General features: G+C 66.1%; 21 protein-coding genes and 1 tRNA gene. 13 read left to right on the forward strand and 9 right to left on the reverse strand.

Annotated features, from left to right (window positions below):
- The 4 genes from KBI52_RS07735 to KBI52_RS07750 all read left to right on the forward strand — a co-directional run.
- Positions 1 to 438, forward strand: a 438-nt coding sequence (locus tag KBI52_RS07735; protein WP_210806500.1) for a sigma-70 family RNA polymerase sigma factor, incomplete at its 5' end; no start/stop codon positions are given.
- Positions 439 to 494: 56 nt separating this feature from the next.
- Positions 495 to 902 carry a CidA/LrgA family protein gene (locus KBI52_RS07740; RefSeq protein ID WP_173947853.1) on the forward strand — a complete coding sequence of 136 codons (408 nt, stop codon included), beginning with the start codon at positions 495 to 497 and terminating at the stop codon, positions 900 to 902.
- Positions 899 to 1,621, forward strand: coding sequence for an LrgB family protein (locus tag KBI52_RS07745; RefSeq protein WP_210806502.1), 723 nt, complete (start codon positions 899 to 901; stop codon positions 1,619 to 1,621). Before KBI52_RS07740 ends, KBI52_RS07745 begins: the two co-directional genes overlap by 4 nt.
- A gap of 59 nt (positions 1,622 to 1,680) precedes the next feature.
- A complete protein-coding gene (locus tag KBI52_RS07750; protein ID WP_173947801.1) occupies positions 1,681 to 2,124 on the forward strand; it encodes a DUF1801 domain-containing protein in 444 nt (147 codons plus the stop codon).
- A gap of 169 nt (positions 2,125 to 2,293) precedes the next feature.
- Here the strand turns inward: KBI52_RS07750 and KBI52_RS07755 are convergent, their stop codons facing one another.
- Positions 2,294 to 3,391, reverse strand: a complete 1,098-nt coding sequence (locus KBI52_RS07755) for a serine hydrolase (RefSeq protein WP_210806504.1) — start codon at positions 3,389 to 3,391, stop codon at positions 2,294 to 2,296.
- 197 nt (positions 3,392 to 3,588) lie between these two features.
- Between KBI52_RS07755 and KBI52_RS07760 the strand changes: the two genes are divergently transcribed.
- The gene (locus KBI52_RS07760) at positions 3,589 to 4,863 is read left to right on the forward strand and encodes a dicarboxylate/amino acid:cation symporter (protein ID WP_247654258.1); all 1,275 of its coding nucleotides are present in this window, start codon (positions 3,589 to 3,591) and stop codon (positions 4,861 to 4,863) included.
- A gap of 100 nt (positions 4,864 to 4,963) precedes the next feature.
- Positions 4,964 to 5,923, forward strand: a complete 960-nt coding sequence (locus KBI52_RS07765) for a cation diffusion facilitator family transporter (RefSeq protein WP_210806506.1) — start codon at positions 4,964 to 4,966, stop codon at positions 5,921 to 5,923.
- A 40-nt stretch (positions 5,924 to 5,963) separates the two neighbouring features.
- Here the strand turns inward: KBI52_RS07765 and KBI52_RS07770 are convergent, their stop codons facing one another.
- Positions 5,964 to 7,178 carry a CAP domain-containing protein gene (locus tag KBI52_RS07770; RefSeq protein ID WP_210806508.1) on the reverse strand — a complete coding sequence of 405 codons (1,215 nt, stop codon included), beginning with the start codon at positions 7,176 to 7,178 and terminating at the stop codon, positions 5,964 to 5,966.
- 278 nt (positions 7,179 to 7,456) lie between these two features.
- Here KBI52_RS07770 and KBI52_RS07775 point away from each other — a divergent pair, with 278 nt between their 5' ends.
- Entirely contained in the window at positions 7,457 to 8,677 is a 1,221-nt protein-coding gene (locus tag KBI52_RS07775; protein WP_210806510.1) for an MFS transporter, read from the forward strand.
- A 155-nt stretch (positions 8,678 to 8,832) separates the two neighbouring features.
- On the opposite strand, the gene KBI52_RS07780 is transcribed toward KBI52_RS07775, so the two are convergent.
- The 4 genes from KBI52_RS07780 to KBI52_RS07795 all read right to left on the reverse strand — a co-directional run bounded on the left by KBI52_RS07780 (position 8,833) and on the right by KBI52_RS07795 (position 13,024).
- Positions 8,833 to 9,594 carry an isocitrate lyase/phosphoenolpyruvate mutase family protein gene (locus KBI52_RS07780; RefSeq protein ID WP_173947807.1) on the reverse strand — a complete coding sequence of 254 codons (762 nt, stop codon included), beginning with the start codon at positions 9,592 to 9,594 and terminating at the stop codon, positions 8,833 to 8,835.
- Positions 9,591 to 10,655, reverse strand: a complete 1,065-nt coding sequence (locus KBI52_RS07785; protein WP_210806530.1) for a bifunctional transcriptional activator/DNA repair enzyme AdaA — start codon at positions 10,653 to 10,655, stop codon at positions 9,591 to 9,593. The genes KBI52_RS07780 and KBI52_RS07785 overlap by 4 nt, the downstream gene beginning before the upstream one ends.
- Positions 10,656 to 10,737: 82 nt before the next feature.
- Positions 10,738 to 12,066 (reverse strand): cytochrome c peroxidase, encoded by a 1,329-nt coding sequence (locus tag KBI52_RS07790; protein WP_210806512.1) that lies wholly within the window; start codon positions 12,064 to 12,066, stop codon positions 10,738 to 10,740.
- Between the two features lie 100 nt (positions 12,067 to 12,166).
- A complete protein-coding gene (locus KBI52_RS07795; RefSeq protein WP_173947809.1) occupies positions 12,167 to 13,024 on the reverse strand; it encodes a hypothetical protein in 858 nt (285 codons plus the stop codon).
- Positions 13,025 to 13,144: 120 nt separating this feature from the next.
- Here KBI52_RS07795 and KBI52_RS07800 point away from each other — a divergent pair, with 120 nt between their 5' ends.
- Positions 13,145 to 13,804 (forward strand): Fe2+-dependent dioxygenase, encoded by a 660-nt coding sequence (locus tag KBI52_RS07800; RefSeq protein ID WP_210806514.1) that lies wholly within the window; start codon positions 13,145 to 13,147, stop codon positions 13,802 to 13,804.
- A gap of 194 nt (positions 13,805 to 13,998) precedes the next feature.
- On the opposite strand, the gene KBI52_RS07805 is transcribed toward KBI52_RS07800, so the two are convergent.
- Positions 13,999 to 14,619: a TIGR02466 family protein gene (locus tag KBI52_RS07805; protein WP_210806516.1), complete on the reverse strand. Its 621-nt coding sequence runs from the start codon at positions 14,617 to 14,619 to the stop codon at positions 13,999 to 14,001.
- A gap of 177 nt (positions 14,620 to 14,796) precedes the next feature.
- Between KBI52_RS07805 and KBI52_RS07810 the strand changes: the two genes are divergently transcribed.
- Positions 14,797 to 15,972 (forward strand): adenylate/guanylate cyclase domain-containing protein, encoded by a 1,176-nt coding sequence (locus KBI52_RS07810; RefSeq protein WP_247654259.1) that lies wholly within the window; start codon positions 14,797 to 14,799, stop codon positions 15,970 to 15,972.
- On the opposite strand, the gene KBI52_RS07815 is transcribed toward KBI52_RS07810, so the two are convergent.
- Entirely contained in the window at positions 15,960 to 16,946 is a 987-nt protein-coding gene (locus KBI52_RS07815; protein ID WP_210806519.1) for a glutathione S-transferase family protein, read from the reverse strand. The genes KBI52_RS07810 and KBI52_RS07815 overlap by 13 nt on opposite strands.
- A gap of 316 nt (positions 16,947 to 17,262) precedes the next feature.
- Here KBI52_RS07815 and KBI52_RS07820 point away from each other — a divergent pair.
- Positions 17,263 to 17,338: transfer RNA gene (locus KBI52_RS07820), tRNA-Ile, on the forward strand.
- Between the two features lie 52 nt (positions 17,339 to 17,390).
- Here KBI52_RS07820 and KBI52_RS07825 read toward each other — a convergent pair.
- Positions 17,391 to 18,008 (reverse strand): MarC family protein, encoded by a 618-nt coding sequence (locus KBI52_RS07825; RefSeq protein ID WP_210806521.1) that lies wholly within the window; start codon positions 18,006 to 18,008, stop codon positions 17,391 to 17,393.
- A gap of 182 nt (positions 18,009 to 18,190) precedes the next feature.
- On the opposite strand from KBI52_RS07825, the gene KBI52_RS07830 reads away from it, so the two are divergent.
- The 3 genes from KBI52_RS07830 to KBI52_RS07840 form a co-directional block, all read left to right on the forward strand.
- Positions 18,191 to 19,255: a patatin-like phospholipase family protein gene (locus tag KBI52_RS07830; protein WP_210806523.1), complete on the forward strand. Its 1,065-nt coding sequence runs from the start codon at positions 18,191 to 18,193 to the stop codon at positions 19,253 to 19,255.
- Between the two features lie 282 nt (positions 19,256 to 19,537).
- The gene (locus KBI52_RS07835; protein WP_173947815.1) at positions 19,538 to 20,692 is read left to right on the forward strand and encodes an efflux RND transporter periplasmic adaptor subunit; all 1,155 of its coding nucleotides are present in this window, start codon (positions 19,538 to 19,540) and stop codon (positions 20,690 to 20,692) included.
- A 23-nt stretch (positions 20,693 to 20,715) separates the two neighbouring features.
- Positions 20,716 to 21,007: efflux RND transporter permease subunit (locus KBI52_RS07840; RefSeq protein WP_210806525.1), on the forward strand; the 292-nt coding region annotated here is incomplete at its 3' end.

The raw sequence follows: 21,007 nt of genomic DNA on the forward strand, positions 1-21,007 counted from the left end.
CAGATGCTGCACGAGATCGGCCGCGAGCCGACCCCGGAGGAGCTGGCCGAGAAGCTCGCCATGCCGCTGGAGAAGGTGCGCAAGGTCCTCAAGATCGCCAAGGAGCCGATCTCCCTCGAGACGCCGATCGGCGACGAGGAGGATTCGCATCTCGGCGACTTCATCGAGGACAAGAACGCGATCCTGCCCATCGACGCGGCGATCCAGTCGAACCTGCGCGAAACCACGACCCGCGTCCTCGCCTCGCTCACGCCGCGCGAGGAGCGCGTGCTGCGCATGCGCTTCGGCATCGGCATGAACACCGACCACACCCTCGAGGAGGTCGGCCAGCAGTTCTCGGTGACCCGCGAGCGCATCCGTCAGATCGAGGCGAAGGCCCTGCGCAAGCTCAAGCACCCCTCCCGGAGCCGCAAGCTCCGGAGCTTCCTGGACAACTGAGCGAAATGGAAATGGCGGGCCTCGGAGCCCGCCTTTTTCGTTCGTCACCGATCGTCATGATCATCAGCCTCACCATCATTCTCCTGTGCCAGCTCCTCGGCGAGGTGATCGCGCGGGGGTTCGGGTGGCCGGTGCCCGGTCCGGTGCTCGGGATGCTGTTCCTGCTGGCGTTCCTGATGCTGCGCGACCGGATCCGGACGCGGGTGCCGGAATTCGGCCGAGCCCTCGATTCGACCGGCAAGGGTCTGCTCGCCCATCTCTCGCTCCTGTTCATCCCGGCGAGCGTCGGCGTCGTGCAGAGGCTCGACGTGCTGGCGGAATACGGGGTCGGGCTCATCGTGGCGCTGGTGGTCTCGACCTTCGTGACGCTCGTCGTGACGGTGGTGACCTTCGTGGTCGTGTCGCGCCTGAGCGGTTCGACCATGGAGGCGACGGACGACGCCAGGGCCGGGAGGAAGCCATGAGCGATCAGGCCTTTTCGCTCTGGGTCTACCTCTCGCAGACGCCGCTGCTCTGGCTCGTGGTGACGCTGGGCGCCTACGTGATCGCCGATCGGATCTCGCAGGCCTTCCGGCGGCATCCCCTGTGCAATCCGGTGCTGATCTCGGTCGTCGCGGTCGGCCTCGTGCTGTGGGCGACCCGCACGTCGTACCCGGTTTATTTCGAGGGCGCGAAATTCGTCCATTTCCTGCTCGGGCCGGCGACCGTCGCGCTGGCCGTTCCGCTCTACGAGAACAGGCGCGTCGTCCTGCGCGCCATCGTGCCCATGGTGGCGGCGCTGGTCGTCGGTTCCGTGACAGCGATCGTGTCGGCCGTCGGCGTCGCGAAGCTGTTCGGCATGCCGACCCCGATCCTCATCTCGCTCGCGCCGAAATCCGTCACCGCCCCCGTGGGCATGGGCATCACGGAGGCCCTGGGCGGCGATGCGGCGCTCACCGCCATCCTGATCATGCTCACCGGCGTCATCGGGTCGATCATGGTCACGCCCCTGATGAACGCGCTGCGCATGACGGACTGGCGCGCCCGCGGCTTCGCGGTCGGGCTCGCGTCGCACGGCATCGGAACCGCGCGGGCCTTTCAGGTCCATTCGCTGGCCGGCACCTTCGCGGGCATCGCCATGGGGCTCAACGCCCTGGTGACGGCGCTGCTTCTGCCGCTGGTGCTCAAGCTGCTGCTCGACTAGGCTTGCCTCAAGGCTGCGCCCGAGCGCCGCCTTTCGGTGACGGGCGAGCGGGAGCAACCATGACGACGATGACAAGCGCTGCGCAGGACGCGAACGGAGAAGCCTCCGCGTCCCGGCTGATCGATGAAAGGATCGAGGGTCTGGGCGATTGGCGCGGCGAGACGCTCGCCCGGGTCCGGATGCTCATCCGGCAGGCCGTTCCCGACGTGGTCGAGGAGGTGAAGTGGCGGGGCGTCCCGGTCTGGTCGCAGGGCGGGATCATCTGCACCGGCGAGACCTACAAGAGCGTCGTGAAGATGACCTTCGCCAAGGGCGCTTCGCTGGAGGATCCGTCGGGCCTCTTCAACGCGAGCCTCGAGGGCAATACCCGGCGCGCCATCGATCTCCGCGAGGGCGACAGGATCGACGAGGAGGCCCTGAAGGCGCTCGTTCGCGCGGCGGTCGCGTTGAATGGATCGAAGAAGGCGAGCGCTCGCTCCGGGCGCCGGACGGCTGACTCGTAAAGCCGCCCATCATTCCGGTCGCGTGCCGGGAGCCTCCCCCGTCATCACCGGGCTTGTCCCGGTGATCTCGATTGCCTGAAGCGCCGCGTCTCACCGTATCAGGATGGCCGGGACAAGCCCGGCCAGACACCCGCAGGCTCACAGCAAAATACACCCGGCCTAGAGCTGTTTATTCCGGCTGCGGCTCGTTCGATCCCACGCTGCCCGTCGCATCGCCGGGTTTCGGCAGGAAGGCCTGCACGATGCCGTCCGCCACGAGGGCGTGAAGCTGCCCGATATAGTTGTCCTCCCGCGATGGCTCGGTCGCGTCCGACGTCATGACGACGGTCACGCCGAGGCTCGGGATGACGTAGAGCATCTGCCCGCCGAAGCCCCAGGCGTAATGGACCCTGTGCCCGTGCATCTCGCGCATGAACCAGCCGTACCCGTAGGCATCGCCGGTGAAAGGCGAGGCGGTGCGCGGCGTCCACGATTCCCGGATCCAGTTCTCCGACACGACGCGCCGGCCGTCGATCGTTCCACCCTGCCGGTACATTTCGCCGAAGCGCAGGAGCGCACGCGGCGAGAGCGCCATCTCGTTGCCGCCGAGATAGATGCCCTGCGGATCGCGCGTCCAGGGCGCGACGGTGATGTCGAGCGGCTCGCCGAGCCAGTCGCGGGCCAAGTCCAGGGTGCTGCGCTTCGAGGCGCGCGTGAGCGCCGCGGAGAGAAGATGCGTGCTGCCGGTGGAATAGAGCATGCGCCCGCCGGGCTCGTCCACGAAGGGCCGCGAGAGAACGTAGCGGACCCAGTTGCCGCTGCTGATCCAGGCTCCGTAATTGCGGCCCGAGGTGCGCTCCAGCCCGGCCTGCATGGACAGCAGGTGCCCGATGGTGACCTGCCGGATCCGGGAATCGGCATCGGCGGGAATGCTCGGGCCCAGGATCGATGCCACCGGCTGGTCGACGCCCTGCAGGACCCCGCGCTCGATGGCGATGCCGACGAGGGCCGACATGACGGTCTTCGAGGCGGACTTGATGTTGGTCGGCCGGTCGAGCCGCGCGCCGCCGAAGGTCCGCTCGGCCAGGACGCGGCCGTTATGGGACACGATCAGCGCCCGCAGGTTCGCAAGCTCACCGGCCCGTTCGACCGACTCCTCGATGCGACCGGAATCCGGTGTGGGCGCCGGGGGCGGGGAGGCCGGCTGGGCCGTTGCGCCGGCGCCGGCCAGCAGGGCGAACAGCGTCAAGGCTGCCTTCTGTCGGGCGAAGCGTGAGAAGATGCTCATGAAACCGTCTGAAATCCTTTGGCCGGCGAACGAGATCCGAGATGGAAGGCCATCCGTGAGAGGCAACAGGCTCACACGTCATCGTGAGCGCCAGCCCTCCATGCGGCATTCCGCCCCCAGCCCTGCGCGGGCGGCATTTGTGCTTTGTTCGGCCGCGGCTTATTTGCATTTGAATTCGTAAATACAAGGCAATCCACATGTTGAAATCGTGGTTTACGCGCCCGCTCTGGCAGCGGGTCGCCGTGGGCTTTGCCCTCGGCATTCTGGCCGGCGTGCTGGCGGGCGAGCAGGCCGCCGTCTGGTTCAAGCCGCTCGGGGATCTCTACCTGAACCTCGTTCGGATGATCGTGATCCCGCTCGTGTTCTTCACCATCACGTCCAGTGTGGCGAAGCTCGCCGAGGCGGGCAACGTGGCACGCCTGGGCCTGCGCACCCTGTTCTGGTTCGTCGCCACCTCGACGATCGCCGTTCTGGTGGGCATCGCGTTCGGCCATCTCATCGATCCCGGTCTAGGCCTGTCCAACCTGCCCCTCGGCGAGGTGAAGCCGCGCACGATCCCGACCCCGCTCGAGGTGCTGATCGGCATCGTGCCGACGAACCCGATCAAGGCCATGGCCGACACCAACGTGCTGCAGGTTCTGTTCTTCGCCGGCATGGTCGGCGCGGCGCTCGTGTCGCTGGGCGAGAAGACCGCCGGCATCCGCGCTCTGGTCGACCAGGGCGCCACCCTGGTGTTCCGCATCACGCGCTGGGTGCTGCAGCTTACGCCCATCGGCACCTTCGGCCTCATCGCCTGGGTGGTCGGGCGCTACGGCCTGGCCTCGCTCCTGCCGCTCGGCAAGTTCATCGCCGCCATGTACCTTGCCTGCCTGTTCCACATCGTCGTGGTGTATGGCGGCCTGTTGAAGCTGCACGGGCTCAAGGTCGGGCGCTTCTTCCGCGGCGCGGCGCCGGCCATGCAGATGGCCTTCGCCACCTCGTCGAGCCTTGCGACCCTGCCCATGTCCCTGCGCGTCGCCGTCGAGAAGCTCGGCGTGCCGCAGAGCTATGCGAGCTTCGCCGTGCCGCTCGGCGCCAACGTGAAGATGGACGGCTGCGGGGCGATCTATCCGGCCATCGCGTCGATCTTCATCGCGCAGTATTTCGGCCTCGATCTGTCGCTGACCCAGTATGTGCTCATCGGACTGACGGCGGTTCTGGGCTCGCTCGGCACCGCGGGCGTGCCCGGCACCTCCATCGTCATGCTCACCCTGACCCTGAGCACCGCAGGCCTCCCACTGGAAGGCATCGGCTACATCATCGCCATCGACCGCGTCGTCGACATGATGCGCACGATGACCAACGTGACGGGCCAGATCCTCGTGCCGGTGATCGTCGCCAAGGAGGAGCGGGTTCTCGACCAGGCCGTCTATGACGGCGCCGTCGAGACGCCTGTCCCGGCCCGCAAGGCGGTGCTCGCCGCCGCCGAGTAAGGATACACAACCGGCCGGAGCGAGCCGTTCCGGCCGGTTTCACGTCCCGTGAAACAGAAGCCATGCTCCGTCGTTCTGCTCCCATCGGAGCATCGGCGGCATGGCGTCCCAGCACTCGTCCAAGAAAGTCGTCTATGCGGCGCTGGCAGGCAATCTGCTGATCGCCGTCACGAAGTTCGCCGCGGCCGCCTGGACGGGAAGCTCCGCCATGCTCAGCGAGGGCGTGCATTCCCTGGTCGACACGGGCAACGAGTTGCTGCTGCTTCATGGCCTGCGGCGCGCCTCCCGGCCGCCCGATCTGGCCCATCCCTTCGGATACGGCCGCGAGATCTATTTCTGGACCTTCATCGTCGCGCTGCTCGTCTTCGCTCTCGGCGCGGGCGTGTCCTTCTACGAGGGCCTTCGCCACATGCGCAATCCCTCCGCGATGGAGGACCCGACCGTCAATTATGGGGTGCTGGCGCTCTCCTTCGTGTTCGAGAGCGGATCCTGGTGGGTGGCCGTGAAGGAGTTCCGCCGGGCGAAGGGATCGCTCGGCTACCTCCAGGCCGTCCGGGAAAGCAAGGACCCGACGACCTTCACGGTGCTGTTCGAAGACAGTGCGGCGCTCATCGGACTCGCCATCGCGTTTTCAGGCATCTTCGCCGCGCATGCTCTCGAGATGCCGGAACTCGATGGGCTCGCCTCGATCGGCATCGGCCTTGTTCTGGCCCTGACCGCCCTGATGCTCGCACGGGAAACGAAGGGGCTGCTGATCGGGGAGCCGGCGCATTCCGACGTGCAGCGATCGATCCTCGCGGCTGCTCAGGCCGATCCGGCCGTCGAGCAGGCCAATGGCGTCATCACCGTGCATCTCGGCCCGCAGCAGGTGGTCGCCGCCCTGAGTGCGGATTTCGTCGACGACCTCACGACGGCCGACATCGAAACATGTGTCACCCGCCTGGAGGCGAAGATCAAAGCCCTCCATCCGGAGATCACGATGCTCTTCATCAAGCCGCAGACCACCGGCACCTACCGGCAACGGCGCCAGGCCATGGTCGAGGCGTCGGGCGGCCCCTGAGGCGGGCTCGAAAGCCCGCCGTCGATGGGCCGGTTCTCGCTCAGAACAGGAAGTCGGACGCGCCGACCAGCGCGAGCTTCACGTTGAGCAGGGTGATCGACTGGCCGTCGGCCTTGATCAGCACGTCGTCGGCCTTGCCGTCGCCGTCGGCGTTGAACTTGCTGATGGTGAGTTCCCGGAAGCTCAGATCGTTGCCGCGCAGGTCGATGCGGTCGCTGCCGTCCCGAAAGTCGGTGATCTTGTCCTTGCCCCACTGGCCCGAGAAGCGGAACGTGTCCGCATGCGCGCCGCCGGTGAGGATGTCGTTACCGCTGCTGCCGTTCAGGGTGTCCCTGCCGCTCTCGCCGTAGAGGCGGTCGTTGCCGGCATTGCCCGTGAGCGCATCGTTGCCGGTTCCGCCGTAGAGCCTGTCGTTGCCTCCATTGCCGAAGATCTTGTCGTTGCCGCCGTCGCCCAGGATGGTGTTGGCCGCGGACGTGCCCTTGAGGGTGTTGTTGCCCGCGGTGCCGCTGATCGGGGTCGAGGCAGGGGTGGGCGACGTGCCGGTTGCCGGGTCGACGAGATCGAGCTTCACGTTGGAGGCGCCGATGGTCACCTGCCGGGTCACGGAGGCGACGCCGCCACCCGAGAAGGTGACCGAATACGTACCGGCCGCAAGCGCCAGGCTGTAGCCGCCGGCGCTTCCCGTGGTGGTGCTGTACTGAGCGCCGCCTGCGCCGACGGCGGTCACCGTGAGCCCGCCGAGACCCTCGCCGATGTCGTAGAAGTGGTCGCCGTCCCGGTCGTCGAAGCTGACCCCGGTGAGGAACACGGAGGTGCCGGACAGGGCGAAGTTCTCGGTCACGAAGGCTCCGTCCCAGGTCTGGTAGGGGCCGGTGTCGAAGCCGATGCCGATCTCGCGGAACGTCCCGTTGAGGATGTTGGCCTTGTGACCCGGGCTGTTCATCAGATTCGTGTGCAGCAGCTCCACCTCGTCCTGAAGACCTTCGGGAGCCCGGATGCTGGCCCAGGCGATGTTCTCCGCGGACGCCCAGGACCCGGCGAAGGCGTAGCCCGCCTGCGTCATCCGCAGGGTCGGCGTCGAGCCGCCCGATCCGGTATGGGAGAACGTGTCGGTGGCGATCATCCAGCTGCTGTGCGCATCGGCCGATTCGTTGAGATCGCCGTTGAAGGCCAGCGGCTGAGCGCCTGTCGTCGCCCGTTCCCGGTTCACCAGTTCGAGCATCAATTGCTCGTAAGCCGTTGCCTGCGCCATGAAAAACCCCTTGTGGCTTATGAATAGTCCCGTGACCGGGCTTATGTCTTTGAGCCTGCGGCTTAGAGGCCAAATGGGAAAAAGTTGTGGCTCACATGCAACTTTGTTTCGCAATGGGCCGATCGGTCCCATTCGCGAGGAACGTTGCCCTACCGGCGCCGTAACCCTGACCTGCGCCATGAGAGGGAGATCGAGGGCGTATTCTGGGGTATAGCGGAGGCTGGAAACGCCTTAGGCCGGACTTGCGGCAAGCTTGACGGCATCACGAAGACAACACGATGACCCATCAGACGTCCGCCCTGTCCGCTGCGCCCCGGCCCGTGCCCGTGGAGCATGTCGCCGTTCCGATCTTGGCGGCGATCAGCGTCTCCCACATGCTGAACGATCTCATCCAGTCGCTGCTGCCGGCGATCTACCCGATCCTCAAGAGCAGCTTTCATCTCGATTTCGGTCAGATCGGGCTTCTCACGCTCACGTTTCAGCTCACGGCATCGCTCCTTCAGCCCCTCGTGGGCAATTTCACGGATCGGCGGCCGCAGCCGTACTCCCTGGTCCTCGGCATGGGCTTTACCCTCATCGGCCTGCTCACGCTCTCGCGGGCGGGCTCCTATCCGGTCCTGCTGCTGGCTGCCGCCCTCGTGGGCATGGGCTCCTCGGTCTTCCACCCGGAATCCTCCCGGGTGGCCCGCCTCGCATCGGGCGGACGGCATGGCCTGGCGCAGTCGGTGTTCCAGGTCGGCGGCAATGCCGGAACGGCCCTGGGGCCGCTGCTCGCAGCCTTCATCGTGGTCCCGTTCGGCCAGCCGAGCATCGCGTGGTTTTCCGTGGTGGCGCTCCTCGCCATGCTGATCCTGTTCGCCATCGGACGCTGGTATCAGGCCAAGCTCGCCGACATGCGCGCCAGGCCGCGTGCGGCCGAGGCCGGATCCCTGGTCTCGCGGCGGCGCATCGCCGCCTCCCTGGCGATCCTGATCCTGCTGGTCTTCTCGAAGGATTTCTACGTCGCGAGCCTGACCAACTACTTCACCTTCTACCTGATCTCGAAGTTCCAGGTCTCCGTGCAGGACGCGCAGATCTACCTCTTTGTCTTCCTCGGCTCGCTCGCCGTCGGTACGGTTCTCGGCGGGGCCGTCGGCGACAGGATCGGCCGGCGCTACGTGATCTGGGGCTCGATCCTCGGTGTCCTGCCGTTCACGCTCGCCATGCCCTACGCCAACCTGTTCTGGACGGCCGTCCTGAGCGTCACCATCGGGCTCGTTCTCGCCTCGGCCTTCTCGTCGATCCTCGTCTACGCGACGGAGCTCGTGCCCGGCCGCGTCGGCACCATCGCGGGCCTGTTCTTCGGCCTGTCCTTCGGCATGGCGGGCCTGGGCGCCGCGCTCCTGGGGCAGCTGGCCGACGCGACGAGCATCGAGACCGTCTACCGGGTCTGCTCGTTCCTGCCGGCCATCGGCCTCCTGGCCTATTTCCTGCCGAAGATCGAGAAGAAGCGCCTCTGAGTTTCGCTCGTCGGACTTCATCGCTCTCCACGTCATCACCGGCCTTGTGCCGGTGATCCCGATGTGAAGCGCGTCGCGTTTTTCCGGATCGGGATGGCCGGGACAAGCCTGGCCATGACCAGATGGGTGATAAGGCTGTCGCCGGCCATGCTCCGTCAGATCAGCGCGGCCCGCGCGGCGTCCTCCAGGGCCTTCATGGCCATGCGATAGGGGCCGGGTCCGTGGCTGATGCGGGCGACGCCGAGTTCCGCGAGCCGCGCGGCCGCCGGTGTCCTGGCGCTCACCATGATGTTGACCGGCAGGGTCGTCCCTTCGACGATGCGGGCGATCAGCCTGTCGTCGGCGAGCCCCGGTACGAAGAACCCGTCTGCACCGGCATCCGCATAGGCGCGGGCACGCTCCAGGGCCGTGACGACGAGACCCTCGTGCTGATCCGCAGGCGCGATCAGGAACACGTCCGTGCGCGCATTCAGAAAAGCCGGGATCCGGAGCCTGTCGGCGGCAGCTCTGGCGCCCTTGAGCCGGGCCGCCTGATCGGCGGCGTCGCGCAGGGTCGATTCACGGAACCCGTCCTCGAGATTGCAGCCGATCGCGCCGGCCTGCACGGCGCGGGCGACGTTGGCCCCGACCTCCTCGGGATCAGCCCCGTAGCCGCTCTCCAGATCGATGGTGACCGGAAGATCGGCCGCCGCCACGATACGCTCCAGATTGGCGACGGCGAGGGCGAACGGCATGTGCTCGCCGTCGTCGAAGCCATGCGCGGCCGCAACCGACCAGCTGCCGGTCGCAAGCGCCGTCGCGCCGCCTGCGGCCACCGCCTTGGCGCTGCCCGCATCCCAGACGTTGAACAGGACGATCGGCTTTCCCGGAATGTGAAGAGCCTTGAATGCTTTAGCCTTTGCGAGTTGGTCCGTCATGTCCTTGCCCCTTGAAAAATCGCCGATGCGAAACGCCGCTCGTGTTCGAGCAGCCATTGCTTGCGCCAGATCCTGCCGCCGTACCCAGTCAGCGATCCATCGGCCCCGATCACGCGATGGCAAGGAACGATGATCGCCACCTGGTTGGCGCCGTTCGCCCGCGCCACCGCGCGGGGCGCATCGGGACGATCAATGAAGCGGGCGATCTCGCCGTAGCTGCGCGTGTGCCCGACGGGGATCTGGCGCAGCGCCTCCCAGACCGTGGCTTCGAACGCCGTGCCCGTCTGAGCGATCGGCACGGTGAAGCACGCGGAGCGCCCGGCAAAATACTGCTCCATCTGCTCCGCCAGCGCATCGAGCATCGGGTGCCGCCCGAACGAGATCGGCCCGACGCGCTTGCGCAGGCGGTCGATCTCGGTCGGAAGCGCCTTGCGCTCGGCGAATTCGAGCAGGTGCACGCCGGCATCGTCAGCCACGGCCAGCATGGCCCCGATAGGCGTGTCGATCCATTGCGCGGTCAGGATCTGCCGAGTCGGCATGCGGATCGGAGCATCGCCGATGAGACGGCTGACCGCATCGCGAAACCCGCTGCCGGACTCGTACCCGGCATCGAGTTGGGCCTCCATCACCGAGCCTCCCTGCTGCAACGTGTTCACCGCGAGCCCCAGCCGCTGCGAGCGCGCATATTGCACGAACGTCACGCCGTATTCACGCTGGAACGCGCGGCGCACCGTGGAGGGGTCGTAGCCGAGCGCCCGCAGATCCTCGGCGCTCCACCGCCGCTCCGGCTCGGCCCTGATCCTGTCCCGCACGGCATCGAGCGCGCCGCTCGTCGGGCGCTTGAGGTCGAGGGGCCTGCAGCGCAGGCACGGGCGAAAGCCCGCGTCCCGGGCGGCGTCCCGGCAGGAGAAGAACACCACGTTCTGGCGCTTCGGCTTCCGGGCCGGGCAGGTCAGGCGGCAGAAGATGCCGGTCGTCTTCACGCCCACATAGGCGAACCCGTCATAGGACGGATCGCGGGCCATCAGGGCGGCAAAGAGAGTGTCGTCGTCGCGGAGCATGGGCATGACCTTGTTCTAGCGCAGCCGCCGGGGCCGTGTCGCCGGAAACGAGGCGTGTATTTTCCTTTCCGTCCCTGCGTCCTCAGCGGGCCTGGGCCACGTCCACGCTCAGGCGCATCTCCGGGTGGATGCCGCAGATCACGTCGTAATGGCCGGGCTGATCGAAACCGATGGTGACGGTGTCGCCCGGGTTCTGGGCGTCGGAGCTGAAGCTCTTGCCCGGCCCGTCGAGGCGCACGTTGTGAACGCGGGTATCGTCGTTGAGGATGCGCAGGGCGTCGCCCGCCTTCAGGATGACGGCGCCGGGCGTGAAGCGCCGGTCCTTCTGGCTGATCGTGGAGGCCGAGACCGCATCGGCAACCGCTCCCAGGGCCATCGTCCGCGCCGGCAGGCTCGCCGGGCGGGGAGGATCGTCGCTGGACAGGGTGTTGAGGAACGCGACGAGCTGCGCCCGTTCGCCCGCGCTGAGCGCGATCCTCCGTGGAAGATCGGCCGAGAGGGTGGAGCGCTGAACCACGCGGTCGGCATAATGGTCGACCACATCCTCGAACGTGGTGAGCGAGCCGTCATGCATGTAGGGAGCCGACCAGACGCGCTCGCGCAGGCTCGGCGTCTTGAAGGCGTGATCCGCCGCACCGACGCCGAGAACGGGTCCGCGGCCCTTGTCCCCGCTCGTCAGGCCGATGTCGTGAAAGGCTTCATCGGTGAAGCGCCAACCCTGATGGCAGGCCACGCATCCAGCCTTGCCGACGAAGAGGGAGAAGCCTGCCAGCTCGTCGGGCTCCAGGGCCGTGTCGTCGCCCTTCACCCAGCGGTCGAACCGGGTTTCCGGCGAGACGAGCGTACGCTGGAAGGCCGAGAGGGCCTTGGCCAGATTGGCCTGAGTCACGGCGGGATCGTCCGGGAAAGCCCGCGCGAATTCTTGACGCATCTGCGGATCGGCGGACAGCGCGCGCAGGGCCGTCTGAAGGTTGCCGGCCATCTCCCGCGCGTTCTCGATGGGCACCATGGCCTGCGTCTCCAGGCTCGGTGCCCGACCGTCCCAAAAGAAGGACAGGCCCCAGGCCAGGTTCCAGAGAGGGGGCGTGCGCCGGTCGAGAGGCTGTCCGTCGTGGCCGACATGACGGTCGACGCCGTCGGAGAAGGACAGCTCGGCCTGGTGGCAACTCGCGCAGGCCAAGTCGCCGGCGCCCGACAGGCGGGCATCCTCGAACAGCTTCGCGCCGAGCGCCACCTTCTCCGGCGTGGCCGGATTGTCGCCCGGTGTCGGCGTGTGGTCCGGACGCGCGAAGACCTGGCGCCAATGGGCGATGTCGAGCGGAGCGGGCGTGTCTGCCGCTCCGCCGACGAGAGCCGCGAGCGCAAGGCCCGCAAGCACCCGGCCGGTGCGGGAGAGCCCTTTGCGCAGCATGGATGTCAAAGCATCGGACCCATTTTGGGGACCGGTGCTTTTTCTCTCAGCTGGCGCATCGCCCCCACGGAAAACCGGACCCACTTTTCCGAACGATGCGCTAGTGGAAGTTTCCGAGCTGCAGCTCGAACTTCGAGACGTCGCTCAGGAACTGGCTGGTGTCCTTGACGGCCTGCTTGGGCGGCGTCACGGCCGGGAAGGTGGCCTTCAGGTCGGCGAGGCTCGCCTGCAGGGCCTTGACCGCATCGGCGTTCTTGGCGGAGGCCGCCTGCGCGACCGTTCCGACGAGGCGGTCCACCTCCATCACGAAGCCGCGGGCGTCCTGATATTCGACCACATTGGCGATGCGGCCCTTCTCGACGGCCTCTTCATATTCGTCGGCGGCCTGCTGCAGAACTTCGAGAGCGGTTTCGAGCACGAAGTAGGTGCCGTTCTCCTCCTTGGCCCTCACGGCGGTCTCGGCGGCGGCCAGACGCTCGTCGATGACGGCGCGGGCACGGGCATAGGCCTCCTTGTTCTTCGCCTTCACGGTCTGTGACAGGGACTTCAGGGCCGCCTGGAAGGGAGCGATGTTGAAGGTCTTCAGCTGGTCGCGGATGCTGCCGTAGATTTCCTCCTCCGGGTGAAGGAAGTGGGGCAGGGCGTCGGCCCAGCGGCCGGCCTCGATCAGCTCGGCGCCGACCAGGAGATGGCCCCGGATCATCTCGACGCCGCGATAGACGTGGATGGGCGGTGGCAGCTGAGCGGCGCCGCCTCCTTCGCCTCCTTCACCCTCGCCGCCCGCGGTCGCGGCCGGCGCCGCGTGACCCTGGTGCTGGGCGAGGTGGAGCAGAGCCCGATCGGCCTTGGCCTCGATCCCGGCCTGAGGCTGAACGGGCAGGGCCGTCGCCTGCGCGACGGCCGGCGCAGCAACCAGGACGGCGGAGCTCAGGCCCGCCCAAATCTTCCGTTTCTTCATGGTTTCCCCTCGCCGCGGCAGGCGCCGGCAGCTAGTTTAGAACGACTAAAAACTATGTGTCTTTACAAGGATTTAGCTACCGAATATGGGGTTTTCTGGCAAGCCCGGAGGTGCCCATTCATGCTCATCACGATTGCGGATGTCCTCCCCCCGGCCGACCTCGAGGAGGTCCGGGTAACCTTGGGCGCCATGCGTTTCGAGGACGGCCGTGCGACGGCCGGATGGAGCGCGAGGCTCGTCAAGGATAACGAGCAGGCCCGTGAAGGCGCCGCGCTCACGCTGCTCCGCGAGAAGGTCTCGGCAGCGATTCTCGGCAATGACGTCTTCAGCCTCGCCGTGCGCCCCAAGGTCCTGACGCCGCTGACCTTCGCCCGATACGGCGAGGGCAGAGCCTATGGCTCGCATGTGGACAATCCGCTGATGAACGGCATCCGCACCGATGTGTCCTTCACGCTCTTCCTGGCCGATCCGGAATCCTATGACGGCGGAGAGCTCGTGATCGAATCGGTCTCCGGCGAGGAGGAGGTGAAGCTGCCGGCAGGCCACCTCGTCGCCTATGATACGACGAGCCTGCACCGGGTCGCGCCCGTCACCCGCGGCGAGCGGGTCGTGGCCGTGGGCTGGGCCCAGAGCTATGTGCGCGACAGCGCCCGGCGCGAGCTCCTGTTCGATCTGGAGACGGCCAAGCGCAACCTGTTCGCGCAATCCGGGAAAACACCGGAATTCGACCTCTTGGCGAAGAGCAGCGCCAACCTGTTCCGAATGTGGGCGGAGGTTTGAGGGCCGCCCGAGGGAGTTCTCCGAACCATGACCCGGCGCCCAACCGGGAATTCCCCACCCACGTCATTACCGGGCTTGTCCCGGTGATCCCAGTTGTTGAAGCGCCGCGCTTCACCGGATCGAGATGGCCGGCACAAGGCCGGCCATGACGCGCGGCGGCTCGCGAAAGGGCAAGTCGCGCGAACGGACAGCCCCTACTGCCACGAATAGTTGAAGCTCACGCTGATGCGCTCGCTCTCGGCCTCGTTCAAGGGCACCTCGTGGCGCAGCCAGCTTTCCCAGAGCAGGACCGTCCCGGGGACCGGCTTCATATAGGCGAATTGCCGGTTCTCCGGACGGGCCTTGGCTTTGCGCGGCGGGGCCGCCATCATGAAGCCGAGGCGCGGATCCTCGAGCTTGAGCGCGCTCGCGCCTTCCGGGATCGTCACATAATAGGTTCCGCTGATCACCGAATGCGGGTGGATGTGCGAGGTGTGGATGCCGCCGGGAGGAAGAATGTTGATCCACAGGCTGTCGAGCACGAGCTTGCGGCCCTGGAGATCGAATTCGAGCTCCTTGGCGAAGGCCGCCACGTGCTTGTCGAGGTCCTTCAGGAGCTCGCCGAAGACGGGCACCCGCCATGGCAGATCGTTCAGGGACGCGTAGGAGGTGTAGCCCGGATAGCCGTGCTTGTCGCACCAGCGCTGGCCGGCCTCGTCGTCCTCGGCGATGGACAGGCAGGCGGCCTCCAGCTCCGCGTTGCGGCTCTCGGCCTTGGCGCCCGTCATCTCGGCGCGGTAGACTTTGGTGACGAAAAGCGTATCGATGCTTGCCATGGCTTGGCTCTATTCCGGCGGCCGGCTTCTGTCAAAGCCATTGCCCTTTCGGGCCGGGCATCCCAGCTTTGATGATGGAAAGTTTTCCCGCGGCTTGAAGGATCCGCGGGGGCAACACACCTTGGCCATATGATGTCACCCTCCCTCGCTCCGATCTCTTCGGATGACCTGCTGACGATGGCGCGAAGCCTCGACGCAGAAAGCCTCGCGCGCGTCATCGCCCTGCGGGACTGGCTGATCACGGTCGCGGGTCAGATGGAGGATCCCAACGAGGTGCTGTCGGGCTTCCTCGATCGTCTGATCGAGCTCGGCCTGCCGGTCGACCGGGCGGTCTCGGCCATCGAGACGCTGCATTCGGAATATGCGGGCATCGGACGCTTCTGGACCCGGGAGGAGGGGACCGTCGTCCGCTATCTGCCCCATGGGGACCGCCGCGAGACCGTCTACCAGACGAGCCCCTTCGCCCACGTGAACCGCACGGGCGAGTGGCTCGTCCTGGATCTCGCGAACACCCCGGACGACCTGTTCCCGATCATCCCGGAGCTGAAGGAGGCCGGCTACCGTCACTACGTGACCATCCCGATCCGCTTCACCAACGGGGCCGAGAACGCGATCTCGCTCGCGACGCGGTCGTCGCAGGGCTTCGGTACGCGGGAGCTGACGATCCTGCGCATGGTGATCCCGTCCTTCGCCCTCGTGACCGAACTGCGCGCGACGAGCAACCGTCTCGACGAGGTGCTGCGCATCTATGTGGGGGACGATCCTCACAAGGCGATCCTGTCGGGCGCCATCCAGCGCGGGCAGGTGACGCGAATCCGCTCGGCCATCCTGTTCGCCGACATGCGCGACTACACGCATATCTCCTCGACCCTGAGCCCCGAGAGCGCGGTCGATCTCCTGAACAACTATTTCGACTGCCTCGTGCCGCCCATCGAGGACGAGGGCGGCGAGGTGCTGAAATATCTGGGAGACGGGCTTCTCGCCATCGTGCGCGACAAGGGCGACGACACGGGCGGGGCCGCGCAATCGGCCCTCACCGCGGCCACGAAGGCGCTGCGCCGCGTCGAGGCGGCCAACAACGAGGGCCGCTTCCCAGTGCCGATCAATGTGGGCTTCGCGCTCCATCACGGCGACGCGGCCTACGGCAATGTCGGGTCCGGCCAGCGCCTGGATTTCACGGTGATCGGGCGCGACGTGAACCTCGCCAGCCGCATCGCGGAGCTGAACAAGAGCTTGGGCGAGCCGCTCCTCATGTCCAAGCCCTTCGTCGAGCATCTCTGGGGCAATCCCTCGCCGCTCGGCGCCCACGCGGTCGAAGGGTTCGCGGAGGCGGTCGAAGTCTACAAGCCTTGAGAGTTGCCGCGCCCGTGCGGCGCGTCGAGAGCGAGGATCGGTCCCGCCGGCACGATGCCCGTGGGATTGATGGTCCTGTGGCTCTCGTAATAATGCCCCTTGATGTGCGCCATGTTCACCGTCTCGGCGATGCCGTCCGTCTGGTAGATGTCGCGCAGGTAGCCTGAGAGATTGGGATAGTCCGCGATGCGGCGCAGGTTGCACTTGAAGTGCCCGACATAGACCGGGTCGAAGCGCACCAGGGTCGTGAACAGCCTGATGTCGGCCTCAGTCAGCCTGTCGCCGCAGAGATAGCGGCGGGAGGACAGGCGCTCGTCGAGCCAGTCCAGGGTCTCGAAGAGCGGGCGAACCGCCTCCTCGTAGGCCTGTTGCGTGGTCGCGAAGCCCGCCTTGTAGACCCCGTTGTTGACGGTGTCGTAGATGCGGGCGTTGAGGCTGTCGATCTCCTCCTTCCGGTCCTGCGGGCAGTAATCGCCCGGCGTGGCGCCGATTCCGTCGAAGGCCGAGTTCATCATGCGGATGATCTCGGCGGATTCGTTGCTCACGATGCTCCCGGTCGCCTTGTCCCACAGCACCGGCACCGTCACGCGGCCGGTGTAGTCGGCCTGCGCGGCCGTGTAGACCTGGTGGAGATACCGCGCCCGGTTGATCGGGTCCGGAACGACGCCTGGGCCCTCGTCGAAGGTCCAGCCGTGCTCCAGCATGCGCCAGTGCACGACGGAAAGGCCGATCATCCCCTCGAGGCCCTTGAGCCTGCGCATAATCAGGGTGCGATGGGCCCATGGGCAGGCGAGCGACACGTAGAGATGATAGCGTCCGGCCTCCGCCTTGAAGCCGCCGTCCCCGGTCGGACCCGGCGAGCCGTCGGAGGTGACCCAGTTCCGGAAGGCCGATGCCTTGCGCACGAAGCGTCCGCCGGTGCTCTTGGTGTCGTACCATTGGTCCTGCCAGACGCCGTCGATCAGCAGCCCCATCCTGTCCTCCCTGTCCGGCCTGACCCAGGCGATCCGATTCGGCCGTGAAAGCAGACAGATGGTCGAACCCGGCAGGGGTCAAGAGGGGCTACGGGTTTCAAGGGTCGTCGGAGGGCCATGCGACAGCCGGCCCGGACAGGCACTGGCGAAACCGACTTGACGGCTTTTGAGATGTATTACAGGAACATGGTCGGTCCCCTTGCGGGGCCGCTCCTCTCGTCGGGACCCCAGGTTCGGACGAGAGCCACGCCTTCCGCCATGCAAGGGGTGACGGAAGGCTTCCTCTCCCTTAGAGGTTCCCTTGCCTTCCTCGGAAGGGCCTGTAGCTCAATGGTTAGAGCCGGCCGCTCATAACGGTCTGGTTGCAGGTTCGAGTCCTGCCGGGCCCACCACCTCCACGCCGAGGCTCTGTCTTCTCGATGAAATCAGCCTTCGGACGATGCCCTAGGGAGCAAGGTTGAACGCCTGCTTGATGCCCAGGACGATCCCGTTCACGGCCACGCTGGCGAGAATGAGCCCCATGACCCGGCTGATGACGCTGGCGCCTGCGTCGCCGATGAACTTGATGATCCGAGACGCCATCAGCATGAGCGCCAGGGTGACGAGCAGGACGAGCGCCATCTGGGCGACCGTCTCGGCCTGTTCGGAGACATCGAACTTGCTGTTGTCCGTGAGAGACACGACCGCCAGCATGGCGCCCGGACCGGCGATGGAGGGAATGGCCAGCGGGTAGATCGACCGATCGACATCCGAGGTGGCGATATCCTTCTCCTCGGACTCCGCTTTCGGCTCCCCGAAGATCATCGTCAGGGCAAACAGGAAAAGGACGATGCTGCCCGCGATCTGGAAGGCGTCGAGATTGATGTCCATGGCCTGAAGCAGCACCTGGCCGGCGACCACGAAGAACAGGAGGACGAAGAAGGCCGCCACCGTGGCCCGCAGAGCCGTTCGCCGGGCGGCCGCGGCACTCATGCCGGCCGTGACGGCCAGAAACACCGGAAGAGTTCCGATCGGGTCGATGACGACCCACAGGGTGATCAGGTCGGTGAAAAACTGGCTCATCGGCACGCGTCCTCGATGGTGACGAATCAATAAAGCCCGCCAGGGGCGCAAAGCCAAGCTCGTCGGAACGGCGCGGCGCGTTGGCAGAGCCCCGGGTCATGCTGCGTTCGATGCGCACGGCCCGGACTTGCGTTCGGGATCGCCCGTCGTGGTAATCTCCCGGTCGACGACAGGAGCATCCAATGACGGGTCGAGCGGATAGCCACAGAAGCCCTGTGCGTGGGCTTCTGTGCCCCAATGCCGAGAAGTCGATATCGCTGGCGCTCCAGGGCGGCGGCGCACACGGGGCCTTCACCTGGGGTGTGCTCGACTACCTTCTCGAGGACGGGCGGCTCACCATCGAGGCGATCACGGGGGCGAGCGCCGGCTCCATGAACGCCGTCGTGCTCTTCGAGGGATGGCTCGAAGGGGGACGGGACGGCGCGCGCGAGCAGCTGCGCACGTTCTGGAAGCGGGTGAGCCTCGACGGCGTGCTCTCGCCGCTCCAGCGTTCTCTGTTCGACCGTCTGCTGAGCTACTGGAGCGTGAGCGAATCCTCCCATCTCTGGTTCGATGCATGGTCGCGGGTCGCAAGCCCCTACGATCTGAATCCTCTCGACATCAATCCTTTGCGCGACGCCCTGAACAGCCTGATCGATTTCGAGCGGGTCAGAGCCTGCAAGGATGCGAAGCTGTTCATCGCGGCAACCAATGTCTGGTCCGGGAAGATCCGGATCTTCAAAGGCCCGGAATTGACCGTCGACCACGTGCTGGCATCGGCCTGCCTGCCGATGATCTTCAGGGCCGTCGAGATCGACGGGGTGCCATACTGGGATGGCGGCTATACGGGCAATCCGGCGCTGTTTCCGCTCTTCTACGAAACGATGTCGGACGACATCCTGCTGGTCCAGATCAATCCGATTGAGCGCCGCTCGACCCCGAGGACCGTGCAGGAGATCCAGAACCGCCTGACCGAGGTCACCTTCAACGCCAACCTGCTGCAGCAGTTCAGGTCGATCGAGTTCGTGACCCGGCTCATCGACGAGGGAAAGCTTTCGACCAATGACTACAAGCGGGTCTTCATGCACCGGATCCACGGAGGTGAAAATCTCGACGAATTCACCGCCGCGTCGCGGCTCAGCGCCCAATGGAGCTTCTTCAAGGAGTTGAAGGATCTCGGCAGAAGGGCCGCCCGCACATGGCTTTCCGACAATTACCGTCACATCGGGCGGAAAAGCACCCTCGACCTGCGCGACGCCTATACCTGACCACCTAGCCAACCGGCTAGGTGGTCACGGACCCGGGGTCTTCCCATCATTAGGCCTCGGTTCCTCTCTCGGTTCTCACGGATATGGTGTCGACCCGTCCAGCGCAGGCAGGCTTTGCAACCCTCCCGTATCAATGTTGCGCATCTTGTCAGGCGCGCAACGATGCCTAGTATTGCATCGCAACAAGAACAGAAGCTCTCCCGCGCGCCATCGCGGACAGAGTCATAAGCCGACATTCGAAAGTCCGGTGCTGCGTCGATAATGCCGTTCAGGAGGTTACGCATGCGCTTTCCTCGGTCCTTGGTTGTTTCCAGCGTTCTGTTCTCGTGGATTGCATCGGCGAACCTGGCCCTGGCTCAGGGTGGCCCCGCGCAGCCGCCACCGCCGGTGACGGTCGCGAAGCCCGTCGTGAAGGATATCGTCGAGCGGACCGATTTCATCGGACGGTTCGAGGCCATCGATCAGGTCGACATCAGGTCGCGTGTGTCCGGGTACCTCGACAAGGTCCACTTCCAGGACGGCACCTTCGTCAAGGCGGGCGATCTCCTCTTCACCATCGATCCGCGTCCCTACCGCAACACGCTCGAGCAGGCGCAATCGGCCGTCACCTCTTCGCAGGTCCGCCTCGAATTCGCGCAGAGCGATCTGGATCGCGCCGAGCAGCTGCGTCGGACCGGCAACATCGCCGACCAGCTTTTCGACCAGCGCCGGCAAGCCTTTCTGACCGCCAAGGCGGAACTGGACCGATCCCAGGCGGCCCTGCGGCAGGCCCAGCTCGACGTGGAGTTCACTCAGATCAAATCACCCCTGTCGGGACGCATTTCGCGCAAGCTCGTCTCCGAGGGCAATTTGGTCAATGCCAACGAGACGATCCTGACGAACGTCCTCTCGCTCGATCCGATTCAGTTCTATTTCGATGTCGACGAGCGTTCGTATCTTGCCTATTCACGCCAGGCGCAGGGCGGGACCAAGACATCCGCCAACGGCGAGACGAACGAAGTCGTGCTCACGCTGACGGACGAGCGGCTCGGACAGCGCAAGGGACTGCTCGACTTCGTGGACAACCGGCTCGACGCGGCCAGCGGTACGATCCGCCTGCGCGCCGTGTTCGAGAACAAGGACATGTTCCTCACCCCCGGGCTGTTCGGCCGCGTGACGGTCGGCGCTTCTGATCCGTATCAGGGGATCCTCCTGCCCGACGAGGCGATCGGCAGCGACCAGGACCGGCGGGTGGTCTACGTGGTGGGCGAGAACAACATCGTCAATCTCAAGCCCGTGCGGATCGGTCCGCGGATCGACGGCTACAGGGTCATCCGTGACGGACTGACCGGCAACGAGACGGTGGTCGTGAACGGCCTCGTCCGGGTCCGGCCCGGTGCGCCGATCACGCCCCAGATGACGACCCTTCCCCCGACCCGGGAACGAAACGGCAGCTGATCTTACGCGAGGAGGGCGCTTCCATGCGCTTTGCCCATTTCTTCGTCGACCGTCCCATCTTCGCGACAGTCCTGTCGGCGCTCTTCCTGATCATCGGCGGGATCGCCTACTCGACCCTGCCGGTCGCGCAATACCCCGAGATTGCGCCGCCAACCGTCGTCGTGCGTGCGAGTTATCCGGGAGCCGATGCGCAGACGGTCGCGGCAACGGTCGCCACGCCGCTCGAACAGCAGGTCAACGGTGTCGAGGACATGCTGTACATGTCCTCCTATTCCACCGGCGACGGTGCCATGGCGCTGACGATCACGTTCAAGC

Origin of the sequence: Microvirga sp. HBU67558 (assembly GCF_018069605.1) — a bacterium.
In the GTDB taxonomy this organism is placed as follows: domain Bacteria; phylum Pseudomonadota; class Alphaproteobacteria; order Rhizobiales; family Beijerinckiaceae; genus Microvirga; species Microvirga terrae.